This is a genomic window from Sphingomonas sp. BK345, from assembly GCF_014193845.1.
Classification (GTDB): domain Bacteria; phylum Pseudomonadota; class Alphaproteobacteria; order Sphingomonadales; family Sphingomonadaceae; genus Sphingomonas.
Map to the genome: position 1 here is coordinate 632,918 of NZ_JACHZX010000003.1, position 13,585 is coordinate 646,502.

Annotated in this window: 10 protein-coding genes; 5 read left to right on the forward strand and 5 right to left on the reverse strand. The window is 70.7% G+C overall.

The features are described from left to right. The first annotated feature begins 64 nt into the window (after nucleotides 1-64). A complete protein-coding gene (locus tag FHY03_RS12245; protein WP_183931061.1) occupies nucleotides 65-3,868 on the forward strand; it encodes a TonB-dependent receptor domain-containing protein in 3,804 nt (1,267 codons plus the stop codon). Between the two features lie 34 nt (nucleotides 3,869-3,902). Here FHY03_RS12245 and FHY03_RS12250 read toward each other — a convergent pair whose 3' ends face one another. Both FHY03_RS12250 and FHY03_RS12255 read right to left on the reverse strand, forming a co-directional pair. Next, nucleotides 3,903-4,754, reverse strand: a complete 852-nt coding sequence (locus tag FHY03_RS12250) for an oxygenase MpaB family protein (protein WP_311721486.1) — start codon at nucleotides 4,752-4,754, stop codon at nucleotides 3,903-3,905. Nucleotides 4,755-4,782: 28 nt separating this feature from the next. Continuing rightward, entirely contained in the window at nucleotides 4,783-5,292 is a 510-nt protein-coding gene (locus FHY03_RS12255; protein WP_183923866.1) for a MucR family transcriptional regulator, read from the reverse strand. Between the two features lie 225 nt (nucleotides 5,293-5,517). Between FHY03_RS12255 and FHY03_RS12260 the strand changes: the two genes are divergently transcribed. The 3 genes from FHY03_RS12260 (at nucleotide 5,518) to FHY03_RS12270 (ending at nucleotide 9,757) form a co-directional block, all read left to right on the forward strand. Beyond that, nucleotides 5,518-6,939 (forward strand): amidohydrolase, encoded by a 1,422-nt coding sequence (locus FHY03_RS12260; protein ID WP_183923864.1) that lies wholly within the window; start codon nucleotides 5,518-5,520, stop codon nucleotides 6,937-6,939. 38 nt (nucleotides 6,940-6,977) lie between these two features. Beyond that, nucleotides 6,978-8,234: an amidohydrolase family protein gene (locus FHY03_RS12265; RefSeq protein WP_183931359.1), complete on the forward strand. Its 1,257-nt coding sequence runs from the start codon at nucleotides 6,978-6,980 to the stop codon at nucleotides 8,232-8,234. Between the two features lie 221 nt (nucleotides 8,235-8,455). Next, entirely contained in the window at nucleotides 8,456-9,757 is a 1,302-nt protein-coding gene (locus FHY03_RS12270) for an Nramp family divalent metal transporter (protein WP_183923861.1), read from the forward strand. 15 nt (nucleotides 9,758-9,772) lie between these two features. On the opposite strand, the gene FHY03_RS12275 is transcribed toward FHY03_RS12270, so the two are convergent. From FHY03_RS12275 to lepB, 3 genes are all read right to left on the reverse strand, one after another. Continuing rightward, a complete protein-coding gene (locus FHY03_RS12275) occupies nucleotides 9,773-10,111 on the reverse strand; it encodes an HNH endonuclease signature motif containing protein (protein WP_183923859.1) in 339 nt (112 codons plus the stop codon). A gap of 251 nt (nucleotides 10,112-10,362) precedes the next feature. Further along, the gene (rnc, locus tag FHY03_RS12280; RefSeq protein ID WP_260158893.1) at nucleotides 10,363-11,082 is read right to left on the reverse strand and encodes a ribonuclease III; all 720 of its coding nucleotides are present in this window, start codon (nucleotides 11,080-11,082) and stop codon (nucleotides 10,363-10,365) included. After that, nucleotides 11,079-11,894: a signal peptidase I gene (gene lepB / locus FHY03_RS12285; protein ID WP_183931063.1), complete on the reverse strand. Its 816-nt coding sequence runs from the start codon at nucleotides 11,892-11,894 to the stop codon at nucleotides 11,079-11,081. Before lepB ends, rnc begins: the two co-directional genes overlap by 4 nt. A 101-nt stretch (nucleotides 11,895-11,995) precedes the next feature. Between lepB and pgi the strand changes: the two genes are divergently transcribed. Beyond that, a complete protein-coding gene (gene pgi / locus FHY03_RS12290) occupies nucleotides 11,996-13,486 on the forward strand; it encodes a glucose-6-phosphate isomerase (RefSeq protein ID WP_183931066.1) in 1,491 nt (496 codons plus the stop codon). Nucleotides 13,487-13,585 lie beyond the last annotated feature (99 nt).

The window sequence follows — 13,585 nt, forward strand, 5'->3', positions numbered from 1 at the left end:
ACTCTTTTGTTGCAGGGGTCACCCTCCCGTCTCGGCCATCGGCGGCCGAGACAAGGGGTGGGACATGAGCAGGGTGACGTTACTCGCCGCGACCGCGTTGGTCGGCGGCCTGATGGTGCCGGGCGCGGTACGCGCGCAGACGGCGGCGAGCGAGCAGGTGCCGTCGGCGGCTCCCGCGGTCGCGACCGATCGCGAGGAGGCGCCGGCCGAGGTGGTGGTCACCGGCTCGCGCATTTTCCAGCCCGCCTATGACGGCGTGATCCCCGGCGCGCAGGTCAGCGGCGAGCAGATCCAGCGCCGCACCTTCACCAACGCGCTCGACGCGCTGACCGACGTGCCGTTCATCGGCAGCGGCGCCTCCGCTTACGGCGACAACGGCGGCCAGCCCGCCAGCCTCGGTCAGGCCTATGTCGACCTGTTCGATCTCGGCTCGGCGCGGACGCTGACGCTGGTTAACGGCCGGCGCTACGTCTCCGGCAACGCGGCGTCGCTGTTCGTCGCCAACAATGCGCCGGGGTCGCAGGTCGATCTCAGCACGATCCCGGCGGCGCTGATCGCGCGCACCGATGCGGTGACGGTCGGGGGCGCGGTGGCCTATGGCTCGGATGCGATCGCGGGCGTGGTCAACATCGTGCTCAAGGACGACGTGCAGGGCCTCTCGCTCGGCGCGCTGAGCGGGCTGACCGCGCGGGGCGACGGCGCGCGCTATCGGTTGAGCGCGCTCGGTGGGACCAACTTCGCGGACGGCCGCGGCAACGTCACCGTCGCGCTCGAATATGATCGCGACGACGCGCTCTACGGCGACGCGCGCGCGGGCTATCGCGCCAACTGGCAGGCGCCGACGAGCTTCCGCGACGGCGGCGTGCGCAACGCGGCCTACACGCCGACGCTCGATGGCAGCGGCGGCAGCGCGTTCCTCCCCGCCGCCTCGGACAAGGTACCGCGCCTGATCGCGGGGGCGGGCTATCGCGGCGGATCGTTGCTGTACTCGCACCCTGGCGCGGTCTTCAGTTTCGACGCGCCGGGCGACCTAGCCGATGATCTGCCCCGCGACTTCCAGGGCCTGATCACGACCGATCCCAATGATCCGGAAGCCTCACCCGGCTATCGGCCCGAGACGCTATGGACGATGCCGCGCAACACCAACCTTGTGCCCGGTCGCCCGATGGCACGCGGCAACGGCTGCCGGGTGACCGATCTCACCGGCTTCTGCGCCTTTGCGCCGGAGTCGCTGCCGGGCACCCGCGCCGACGAGACCGGCGCGGCGGCGCGCGACGCGTTCGACGCCGCGGTGATCGCGCGCTACGCCCCCGCGCTGGCGGGAGCGGGCGGGACCGCGGCGCAGCGCGACTCGCTTGCGCTCAACCTGCTCCAGGCGCACCTGCCGACCCCGCGCGACTATCTGAAGGTGCATCCCGGCACCGACATCAACGCCTTTATCGGCAGCTTCGTGAAGGGCTTCCTCACCGCGCCCAATCGCAACGCGGCGACCCGCGGCGCGCTGCCGCGCGTGGCCCTGCCGCTCCAGTTCGACGCCAGCGGTGGGCTGCGCGCGATCCTGCCCGCGGTGATCGCCGACCCCGACGTGACGCCGAGCACGACCGGCGCTGCGATCGGCGGCGACCCCGCCGACGTCGACCAGGGCGCGCGGCTTAATCTGCTGCATGCGGAGCAGGACCGCGCCATCGCCGACCTAATCGCGCATTACACCGTGAGCGACGCGCTGACGCTCTACACCGAAAACCACTATGCCCGCGTGCGCAGCCTCGTCCCGCGGGCGGAGGGATTGGGCAATTCAGTATCTTACGCGAGCGCGGAATATAGCGCGTTGGCGATCCAGCTGAGCAACCCGTATCTCAGCCAACAGGCACGCGATCTGCTCGAGCGGGCAGGAGTGACCGACCGCTTCCTGCTCTCGCGCACCAACCAGGACCTCTACGACCGCCGTCCAACGGTGGCGACCAGCGACACCTATCGCACCGTCGTCGGCGCGCGCGGCGAGTTCCCCGCTTTCGGCAAGACGACGCACTATGACGCGTCGCTCAGCTATGCCGCCAACGATCTGGTCCGCCGCGAGGATCAGATCCGCGACATCGAATATGCGCTCGCCGCCGATGCGGTGCGCGATGCCGCCGGTAACATCGTCTGCCGCGCTCAAACGCCGCAGGGCGCCGCGGTGCTCGGTACTACGCCCTATGGCGTGATCGGCCAGGAGATCGTGCGCGATCGCGACCGCGCCGATCATTTGACGGAGCATTATCTGCGTCGCACCGTCTCGGCCGCGCAGATCGCCGCCTGCCGTCCGCTCGACCTGTTCGGCTACGGGCAGATGTCCGCCGAGGCGCGCGACTATGTGATGGCGCCGACGCTCCTGACCAATCGCTCGCGCATGCTGTTCGGGCAGGCCTCGCTGAGCGGCGCGCTGGTCGATCTCCCCGGCGGCACCGCGCGCTACGCGCTGTTCGGCGAATATCGTCGCGAGAGCATTGACTATCGCAACGACGAGCTGTCGCGGACCGGCGGCACGCGCTCGGTCGCGCTCGCCGACACGCAGGGTCATATCCAGTCGGCCGAGTTCGGCGGCGAGGCGATCGTGCCGCTGCTCGGCGAGAACTTCTCCGCACCGCTGGTCCGCGAGCTGCACTTCCAGCCCGGCATCCGCTTCGTCCGCCAGAGCGGCGCCGCGCCCGACGTGCGACTGCTCGACGGCAGCGAGATCACGCAGCGCGAGCGGGGCAAGTGGAACCGCATCTGGTCGCTCGCGGGCACGTGGCGCCCGGTCCACGCGCTACAGGTGCGCGGCAACGTCACCCGCTCGATCCGCCAGCCGAGCATCACGGAGCTGTTCCTCGGCGGTCAGTCAGCCTTCAGGTGGCCGACCGATCCCTGCGCGTCGAGCGAGATCGGCCAGGGACTGCACCCGCAGACCCGCCTGGCCAACTGCCGACGCGCGGTGATCGACGCCGGTCTGGCGAGCGACACGGCCGGCGCCGACCAGTTCCTCAACACCTACGTGCCCTCGGGTGTGGCGATCACCGGCGTTGACAACGGTACGCCGGGGTTGCGCCCGGAGCGCGGCAAGAGCTGGACGGTCGGCGCGGTGCTCACCCCGGCCTTTCTGCCGCGGCTCAAGCTGAGCGGCGACTATGTCCATGTGCTCGTCGAGGATCAGATCAGCCTGGTCGACTCCGACACCGAGCTCCAGCTCTGCTACGACAGCCCGACCTATCCGGACACGTCGCGCAGTCTGGGGGTTAACACCTGCGGCTTCTACAAGCGCCTGCCGAGCAGCCACCAGCGCGCGTTCGAATTGGCCGATGGCTTCAACGACAGCTTCCTCAATCTCGGCAAGCTCAAGGTGGAGGCGGCCAACGCCACGCTCGACTATTCGGTGCCGCTCGGCGGCGAGAGCGGCAAGCTCACGCTCTACGCCAACGTCTACCGGCTGTTTCACTACCTCAATGCACCGGACAACGACCTGAGCGCCGCTTATGAGTCGGCCGGGAGCATCGGCTTCAGCAAGTGGCGCACGCAGCTGCGTCCGGGCTACGAACGCGGCGGCTTCTTCGCGCAATGGGTGTGGAACTGGAACAACGCCACGCGCTACTTCTCCGCGGGCGCGCCGGTGGAGGGCACCGATGCCGAGAACGAGATCCGCGACTTCATCCGCGTGCCCGGCTACAGCCTGCACGATGCCACCGTCGGCTATGCCTTCGGCGAGCAGCGGCGCTTCGGACTAACGTTCAACGTCAGCAACGTCTTCGACAAGCTGACCGCGGGCACGGCGGTACAATCCTATGCTTTCAGGAGCACCATCATCGACGACTTCGGCCGCCGCTTCACCTTGAGCGTCGACGTGAAGTGGTGACCGTCCGCGCTCCTGCTCCGGCGGGAGCGCACCCTCACCGCGCCCGCAACGCCCAGCGCATCACCCGGCTCATCCCGTCCGCGCCGGCGCGGATCGCGGGGCGTGCGGCGGCGGGCTGGAGGCGGCCGTGCAGCGCCGCCGCCCAGCCCGGCAGCAGGTCCACCGCCGCCGCGCTCGCCACGGTCAGCGCCGCGGCGGCGGCGGGGTCGTCGCCGGGCGCGAGCAGCGCCGCCGCCACCTCGCGCGTGCGATGGTCGGCGCGCAGCTCGGGCAGGATCCGCGCGTAATAGGCCGCCACCGCGGCGCGCGAGCGCGGCACCTCGACGGCGCCGAGCTTCTCCGCCACCACCGCGGTGTCGGCGAGATAGCGGTCCTGCTCGGCCGCGCTCAGCGACGCGTCGCGGTAGCGCAGATAGCCGCGCAGGAAGCTGTCCACCTCCGCGACGTGGATCCAGGTGAGCAGCGCCGGGTCGTCGGCACGATAGGGCGTGCCGTCGGGCAGCGTGCCGGTGACATGGTCGTGAACGCGACGCACCTGCGCGATCGCGCGCTCGGCGGTGTCGGTCGCCCCGAAGGTGGTGACGGCGATGAAGCTGGCGGTGCGGCGCAGCCGGCCGAGCCGGTCGTCGCGGAAGCCGCTATGGTCCCACACCCCGGCCAGCGCGCGCGGGTGGAGCATCTGAAGCAGCAGCGCGGAGATGCCGCCGATCATCATCGCCGAGAAATCGGCGTGGACCGCCCAGGCGGGCGAGTCGCGCGCGATCAGGCCGGGATCGTCGGCCGCGCGCGCCAGGTCGAGCTGCTCGCTCGCCACCAGCGCGCGCAACCGGTCGCCGAGCGCGCCGCGCGCGCGCTCGACCAGACCGGCCGCGGGGGCGTCGCTCACGCCCCGATCCCCGCGGCCGGCGTCAGGCTCAGGCCTCGGCCGGGGCCGACTTGCGGCGGCCGCGCGGCGCGGGCGCCGGCGTCGGCGCGGCTTCCTCGGCCCCACCGCGGCGCGCGCCGGGCTTCCGGCCGAGGCCGATCTTCTTCGCCATGTCGCGGCGCGCCTGCGAGTAATTCTCGGCGACCATCGGGTAATCGGGCTTCAGGCCGAAGCGCTGGCGATAGTCGTCGGGGGTCAGGCCGTGGCCGGCAAGGTGGCGACGCAGCGTCTTGTACGGCTTGCCGTCGATCAGCGAGATCAGATGATCCTTCGACGCCAACGACTTACGCACCGAGACCGCGGGGGTATAGTCGCTCGCGGGCTCCTCCGAGCTGGTCACCGAAGTGCTCGACGACAGGTTCGACACCGCGTCGTGCATCGTGCGCAGAAACGCCGGAACGTCCTCGCCCGAGGCGCGCGTGTTGGGATTGGACAGCCAGGCGATCGTCAGTTCGGTCGCGAGCTCGACCACATTGGTGCTGGCGGTCTCGTCGTTCATCGTAACACTCCTCGAAATGATGATGTGGCGTCTATACAGCGGCTGAGATGCCGTCAACGCGCCTGAGCTAATAGTCATAACATGTGTTCGACAGAAGAGACAGTTGAACTCTTGTTACGGCAGATGTCGCGGCCGGCCGTCCCATATTCGCACGAAGCTTGACCGCCGCACTCCCCCCGTTCCATGATCCCAGAGAGGGTAGAGCATAAGAAAAGGGGTTAATGCATGAAGCTCGGTCGAGGGCGCCGCGCGCTCTGGGGCGCGGTCGCGATCGCGCTGCCACTCGCCGCCTGCGCGAGTGACGGCAAGGATCGTCCCAAGAGCGCCGCGGCCAAGGCGCCGCCGGTGAAATACGCGCGCGATCCTTACCCCTCGACCTATCACGCTTATCCCGGCGTGCCGACGCTGGTGCGCAACGTCACCGTGTTCGACGGCGAGGGCGGGCGGATCGACGGCGGCGCGGTGCTGCTCGCGGACGGCAAGATCGCCGCGGTGGGTCAGTCGCTCGACGCGCCCGCGGGCGCGACCGTGGTCGACGGCGCGGGCAAGTATATCACCCCCGGCATCGTCGACATCCACAGCCATCTCGGCGATTATCCCAGCCCGCAGGTGCAGGCGTTGTCCGACGGCAACGAGGCGACCGCGCCGATCACCGCGGACGTCTGGGCCGAGCACAGCGTGTGGCCGCAGGACCCCGGCTTCGGCCGCGCGCTCGCCAACGGCGGGGTAACGACGCTGCAGATCCTGCCCGGCTCGGCCAACCTGATGGGCGGGCGCAGCGTGGTGCTCAAGAACGTCTACGCGCGGACGATGCAGGCGATGAAGTTCCCCGGCGCGCCCTACGGTCTCAAGATGGCCTGCGGGGAGAACCCCAAGCGCGTCTACGGCAGCAAGAACCGCGAGCCCTCGACCCGCATGGGCAATGTCGCGGTCGATCGCCAGACCTGGGCCAAGGCGGTGGCGTACAAGCGCAAGTGGGACAAGTACGAGAAGGAGGGCGGCGACCCACCCGATCGCGACATCGGCATGGACACGCTGCGCGGCGTGCTCTCGGGCGAGATCATGGTGCAGAACCACTGCTACCGCGCCGACGAGATGGCCATCGTGCTCGATATGGCCAAGGAGTTCGGCTACCATGTCACCGCCTTCCACCACGCGGTCGAGGCGTACAAGATCGCGGACCTGCTCAAGGCCAGCGGCACCTGCGCCGCGGTCTGGGCCGACTGGTACGGCTTCAAGATGGAGAGCTACGACGGGATCGGCGAGAACCTCGCGATCCTCGATCACGCGGGCGCGTGCGCGATGATCCACTCCGACGACGAGAACGGCATCCAGCGGCTCAACCAGGAGGTCGCCAAGGTGCTCTCCTCGGCGCGACATGCCGGCATCCAGGTGAGCGACGCGGCGGCGTGGAAGTGGCTCTCGCTCGGGCCGGCCAAGGCGCTCGGCATCGACCAGCAGACCGGCAGCCTGCGCCCCGGCAAGATGGCCGACGCGGTGCTGTGGAACGGCAATCCGTTCAGCGTCTACACGAGGCCCGAGAAGGTCTGGGTCGACGGCGCGTTGCTCTATGATTCGAGCGACCCGAAGCGCCGCCCGGTGAGCGACTTCGAGCTCGGCCAGCCCGGTTCGGGAGACGTCAAGTGACGCGCGCTTTGCTCCTCCTCGCCGCCAGCGTGCTGGCCATGCCCGCCGCGGCGCAGACGATCGCGATCACCGGCGGCACTGTCGCGATCGGCGACGGCTCGGCGCCGATCGAGCGCGGCACCGTGTTGGTCGCGAACGGCCGCATTGTCGCCGCGGGCGCTGGCGTGGCGGTGCCCGCGGGCGCCGAGGTGGTCGACGCCACCGGCAAATGGGTGACGCCGGGCGTGGTCTCGGCGATGACCGACCTGTCGCTGGTCGACGCCGACGGCGTGTCCGAGAGCAACGACGCGGGCGCGCGCGGCTCGCCGTTCAAGGCCTCGATCGACGTGTCGGTCGCGGTCAACCCGGCGGGGGTGAAGGTCGCCAACGAGCGGCTCGGCGGCGTGACGCGCGCGATCGTCGCGCCCGAGGCGGGCGGGTCTATCTTCGCCGGGCAGGGCGCGGTGATCGACCTCGGCAGCGACCCCGACGCGCTGACCCGCGCGCGCGCGTTCGAATATGTCGAGCTGGGCGAGGACGGCGGCAAACTCGCCGGCGGCAGCCGCCCCGCGGCCTGGGCGCTGCTGCGCGACGCCTTCCAGCAGGCGCAGGACTATCGCCGCGATCCCAAGGCGTTCGACGGCCGCTCGCGCGATTCGCTGGTGACTCGCGGTGACGCCGAGACGCTGGGGCGCGTGCTCGACGGGCAGCTGCCGCTGCTGGTCCATGTCGAGCGCGCGGCGGACATCCGCCAGGTGCTCGGCATGACGCGCGACTATCCCCGAGTGAAGCTCGTGCTGGTCGGCGTCGCCGAGGGCTGGCTGGTGGCGCGCGAGATCGCCGCGGCGCGCGTGCCGGTGATCGCGCACGCGCTCGCCGACCTGCCCGCCAGCTTCGAGAGCCTCGCCGCGACCGAGTCGAACGTCGGGCGGATGCGCGCCGCCGGGGTGCAGGTGGCGCTCGCCTCCACCGGCGCGTCGGGCGGCGACCATGTGCTGCGCCAGTTCGCCGGCAACCTCGTGGCGATCACGCGCGTGCCGGGCGCGACCGGGCTCGACTGGGGCCAGGCCTGGGCCACGATCACCAGCGGTCCCGCCGAGGCGATCGGGCTGGGCGGCGAGATCGGCTCGCTGCGTCCCGGCCGTCGTGCGGACGTGGTGCTGTGGGACGGCGACCCGCTCGAGCTGTCCTCGGTGCCGGTCGCGACCTGGGTCGATGGCCGCGCGCAACCGATGCGCTCGCGCCAGACCGACCTGCGCGACCGCTATCTGACGCCGACCGAGGGCGCGCTGCCCAAGGCGTACGAGCGGCGGTGAGGGTGTGATCCTCCCCGGCACGGGGAGGGGGACCGCTCGCGAAGCGAGTGGTGGAGGGGGCTCGCCGCTCACGCACCGGCTCGCGTGCGGAGAACCCCCTCCACCACCGGCTTCGCCGGCGGTCCCCCTCCCCGCCAAGCGGGGAGGATTTGAGCTGCTCCGCGCACCTTCCCACCCTCCCCATTGAAACCCCGGCGCGTCTCCCGCATTCAACGCGCCACATGACCTCCACCGCGCGTTCGCTCGGCGACAGCTTCGCCACCGTCCCCATCCCCGAGGGGGCGGGTTTCTGGCGCAAGCTGATGGCCTTCGTCGGGCCGGGCTGGCTCGTCGCGGTCGGCTATATGGACCCGGGCAATTGGGCGACCGACATCGCCGGCGGCTCGGCGTTCGGCTACACGCTCCTCTCGGTCGTGCTGCTGTCGAACCTGATGGCGATCGTGCTCCAGGCGCTGTCGGCGCGGCTCGGTATCGGCGCGGGGCTCGATCTCGCGCAGGCGTGCCGTCAGCACTCGTCGCGCCCGGTCGCCTGGCTGCTGTGGGGGCTGGCCGAGATCGCCATCATCGCCTGCGACCTCGCCGAGGTGCTGGGCACCGCGATCGCGCTCAAGCTGCTGTTCGGCCTGCCGCTGGTGTACGGCGTCATCGTCACCGCGCTCGACGTTTTCCTGATCCTCGCGCTGCAGCGCTACGGCTTCCGTCGGCTCGAGGCGTTCATCGCCAGCCTGCTGATCATCATCGCCGGCTGTTTCGCGTTCGAGCTGTTCTGGGCCAACCCCGACTGGGGCGGCGCCGCGCGCGGGCTGGTGCCCTCGCGCGAGGTGGTGACCAACCCGGCGATGCTCTACATCGCGATCGGTATCCTCGGCGCGACGGTGATGCCGCATAATCTCTACCTTCATTCCTCGATCGTGCAGACGCGCGCGTACGGCAGCGGCGCGCGCGACCGGCGCGAGGCGCTCACGCTCGCGACGATCGACTCCACGGTGGCGCTGGGGCTGGCCTTCTTCATCAACGCGGCGATCCTGATCCTGGCAGCGGCGGCCTTCCACACCGCCGGCCGCACCGAGGTGGCCGAGATCGAGCAGGCGCACGAGCTGCTGTCGCCGATGCTCGGCGTCGGCGGCGCGAGCGCGGTGTTCGCGGTGGCGCTGCTCGCGAGCGGGCAGAACTCGACCGTGACGGGCACGCTGGCCGGGCAGATCGTGATGGAGGGGTTCCTCGACGTGCGGCTGCCGGTGTGGCTGCGCCGGCTGGTGACGCGCGCGATCGCGATCGTGCCGGCGGTGCTGGTGGTGGCGGCGATGGGCGACCGCGGCGCGACCGAGCTGCTGGTGCTGAGCCAGGTGGTGCTGAGCCTCCAGCTGCCGTTCGCGGTGATCCCGCTGGTGGCCTATACCGCCAACCGCCGCCTGATGGGCGAGTTCGCCGCGCCGCGCTGGCTGGCGGGGCTGGCGTGGGGAATCGCGGCGGTGATCGTCGCGCTCAACGGCTATCTGCTGTGGGGGATGATGGCGGGCTGAGACGCTCTCCCGCCGTCACGCGACCCCGCGGCGGGTCGGCGCGTGGAAGTCGGGGGGCTTGTCGGCGATCCAGCCGAGGAAGCGCGCGATCGCGGGCCAGCCGCGGATCGCGTCGAGCGTCCCGGCGCGGGCGAGCGCGCCGTTGTCCGCGGCGGCGTGGATCGCGCGGTGGCAGATCGGGTGGAGCGGCACGGTATCGCGCCCGCCCTCGCTGCGCGGCACGACATGGTGCCACTCGACACGGCGACCGAGCGGGCGATCGCACAGCGCGCAACGATCCGGGAGCGCGGTCTCGGTCGCAGCGCGCCGCTCGGCCTCGACCAGTCCCTGCTTGCGCCGCACGCGTCCTGCCATGCGGGGCGGAATGTGCGGGATGGGCAGGGTGTTCCGGCGGAAGGGCGGCAGAGCGAAGCGTGAGGGACGGACCTATCCGCTTTCGTCATCCTGAGCTTGTCTCAGGATCCACGTCGCGGCAAACCCAGCGGTGGCGATACCTGCGGCACGGTGGATCCTGAAACGAGTTCAGGATGACGCTAAGTGAAGGGCAAGGTGCCGCGTTCTTCCAGATGCAGACGCGTTCCTGCGTGCGCAGGAGCACCGCCACGTCACCGCCGCCGCCGTCCCCGCGCCGGCGCCGCCTGCGCCGACAGCGCGGCGAGCAGCGCCTTGGCGGCCTCGGTCTCGGCCTCCTGCTTGCTGGTCCCCTCCGCGAGCATCTCGTCCTTGCCGACGGTCGCGCGCACGGTGAAGCGCGGCGCGTGGCCCGGCCCGGCGCGCTCGACGATCGCGTAGGAGGGCACCGCGCGGCGGTTGGCGGCGGCCCATTCCTGCAACGCCGATTTGGGATGCTGCGGCGCGCGCGCCTCGACATGGACCTTGTCCTGCCACAGCCGCCGCACCGCCGCGCGCGCGGGCGCCAGCCCGGCGGTGAGATACACCGCGCCGAGCAGCGCCTCGACCACGTCGCCCAGCACGTTGTCGCTGTGCTGCGCGCCGTCGTCGCGCGCCTGCTTGCCGAGCCGCACGCGCGCGTCGGCGCCGATCTCGCGCGCCACCTCGGCGCACACCGCGCCGGTGACGAGCGCGTTGAAGCGCTTCGACAACTGCCCCTCGGGTTCGGCCGGGAACAGCTCCACCAGCCATTCCGCCATCGACAATCCCAGCACGCGGTCGCCGAGGAATTCGAGCCGCTCGTAGCTGCCGCCCGCCTGACCCTCGGCGTGGCTGCTGTGCGTCAGCGCGCGCGTGAACGGCGCGGTGTCGTCGGGCCGGACGCCGAACTGCGCCTCGACCCAGCCGGCGAGGTCGTCGCCGGCGTCGCTCAAAAGCCCTCCCCGATGCGGCGGAAGCGCGCCGCCGAGACCCAGGTCCAGGGCTTGAGCCACTCGGCCGAGCCGTCGGTCGACCAGAAGGTGACCACCGCCTTGCCCTCGATCCGCTCCATCGGGATATAGCCCATGCCGACCGGCGGGGCGAAGCGGCTGTCCGCCGAATCGTCGCGGTTGTCGCCCATCAGGAAGACGTTGCCCGCGGGCACCTTGTACACGTCGGTGTCGTCGGCGACCGGGATATTCTCCTGGTCCAGCACATTGTAGCTGCGGCCGCCCGGCAGCGTCTCGCGGAAGCGCGGGTAGCGGCAGATCGGCTGCCCCTGCGCGTCGCTGTCCTGGAAGCGCGCACCGCACTTCTCGGCGGGGAAGTTGGGCGAGAGCGGCACGACGAAGTCCGCGACTCGCTGCTTGGGGATCGCCTGGCCGTTGAGGAACAGCTGGCCGTCCCGCATCTGCACCGTGTCGCCGGGCAGGCCGATCACGCGCTTGATCACGTCATGGTCGTCCGGCCCCATCGAGCGGAACACCACGGTGTCGCCGCGGGTCGGATCGTGCGCGAAGATGCGGCCGGGGATCAGCGGCACGCCCCACGGCAGCGACCAGCGGGAGTAGCCGTAGTTCCACTTGGAGACGAACAGATAGTCGCCGATCAGCAGCCGCGGCAGCATCGACTCGCTCGGGATCGAGAAAGGCGAGAAGATGAAGCTGCGCAGCACGAAGACGAACAGCGCCAGCTTCAGCAGGAAGCGGATCGTCTCGGCGGTTTCCGAACGCGCGGGCTTGCCGGCGGCAGTGGGGGTGGCCATGAAGCACCGCGTTGCGCAACCGTCGCGTCGCGTCAAGCGGAGCCTTGGCGTCGCCGGCCCGTTGTGCGCCGCGACACGAGACAGCCGGAAGGACAGATGACATGGCGGACTGGTCGACGATCGAGGCGCTGCCGCAGGAGCGGCTCGAGGCGCTCTTCGCCGAGGACCCGGATCGGTTGAAGCGGCTGTCGCTCGACGTCGCCGGCATCCACTTCGACTGGTCCAAGACGCACCTCACCGCCGACGCGCTCTCCGCCTTCGAGGCGCTCGCCAAGTCGGTCGACCTCGCGGGCAAGCGCGAGGCGATGTTCGCGGGCGCCAACGTCAACGTCACCGAGGACCGCCCGGTCGAGCACACCGCCGAGCGCGGCGAGGGCAAGGCCGAGAGCGTCGCGCGCGCGGCCTCGTACCACGCGCGGATGCGCGGGCTGATCGACGCGATCGAGGCCGAGGCGTTCGGCCCGGTGCGCTCGATCCTGCATGTCGGGATCGGCGGCTCGGCGCTGGGGCCGCACCTGCTGGTCGACGCATTGGGGCGCGGTAGCGACCGCTACGACGTCGCGATCGTCTCCAACGTCGACGGCATGGCGCTGGACGACGTGTTCGACGACTTCGACCCCGAGACGACCCTGCTGGTGGTCGCCTCCAAGACCTTCACCACCACCGAGACGATGATGAACGCCGAGAGCGTCATCCAGTGGATGACCGGGGCCGGCGTCGAGGACCCGTACGGCCGCGTGATCGCGCTGACCGCCTCGCCCGAGAAGGCGATCGAGTGGGGCGTCGACGAGACGCGGATCCTGCCCTTCTCGGAGGGGGTCGGCGGGCGCTACTCGCTCTGGTCGTCGATCGGCTTCCCCGCCGCGATCGCGCTCGGCTGGGACCAGTTCGAGGAGCTGCTCGAGGGCGCGGCCGAGATGGACCGCCACTTCCGCCTCGCCGCGCTGCACGAGAACGCGCCCGCGCTCGCCGCCTTCGCCGACCTCTATTACACCCAGGTGCGCCACGCCGAGACGCGCGCGCCCTTCGCCTATGACGAGCGGCTGCGGCTGCTGCCGAGCTACCTCCAGCAGCTCGAGATGGAGTCGAACGGCAAGGGCGTGACGGTCGACGGTCAGCCGGTCGGCCGCCCGACCGCGCCGATCACCTGGGGCGGGGTGGGCACCGACGCGCAGCACGCGGTGTTCCAGCTGCTCCACCAGGGCACGCATCTCGTGCCGGTCGAGTTCCTCGCGGTGATCGAGGCGGGCGACACGCTGCCGGCGGAGCATCACCGCCAGCTGCTGCTCAACGCCTTCGCGCAGGGCGCGGCGCTGATGACGGGCAAGCAGGTCGACGATCCGGCGCGCAGCTATCCCGGCGACCGCCCGTCGTCGACTTTGCTGCTCGACCGGCTCGACGCGCGCACGCTCGGCGCGCTGATCGCGTTCTACGAGCATCGCGTGTTCGTGAACGGCGTGCTGCTGGGGATCAACTCCTTCGACCAGTTTGGTGTCGAGCTGGGCAAGGAGATGGCCAAGGCGGCGGCCAAGGGCGGCGGTGACTTCGACGCCTCCACCGCGGACCTGATCCGACGCGCCTTCGGGGAGTGAGGGAGAGCGGCCGCCCTATCCTCTGCGCTGGCATCATCCTGAACTCGTTTCAGGATCCACTTGGCCGCTCTCTCCGCGGCCAAGTGGAGGACGTAGCGC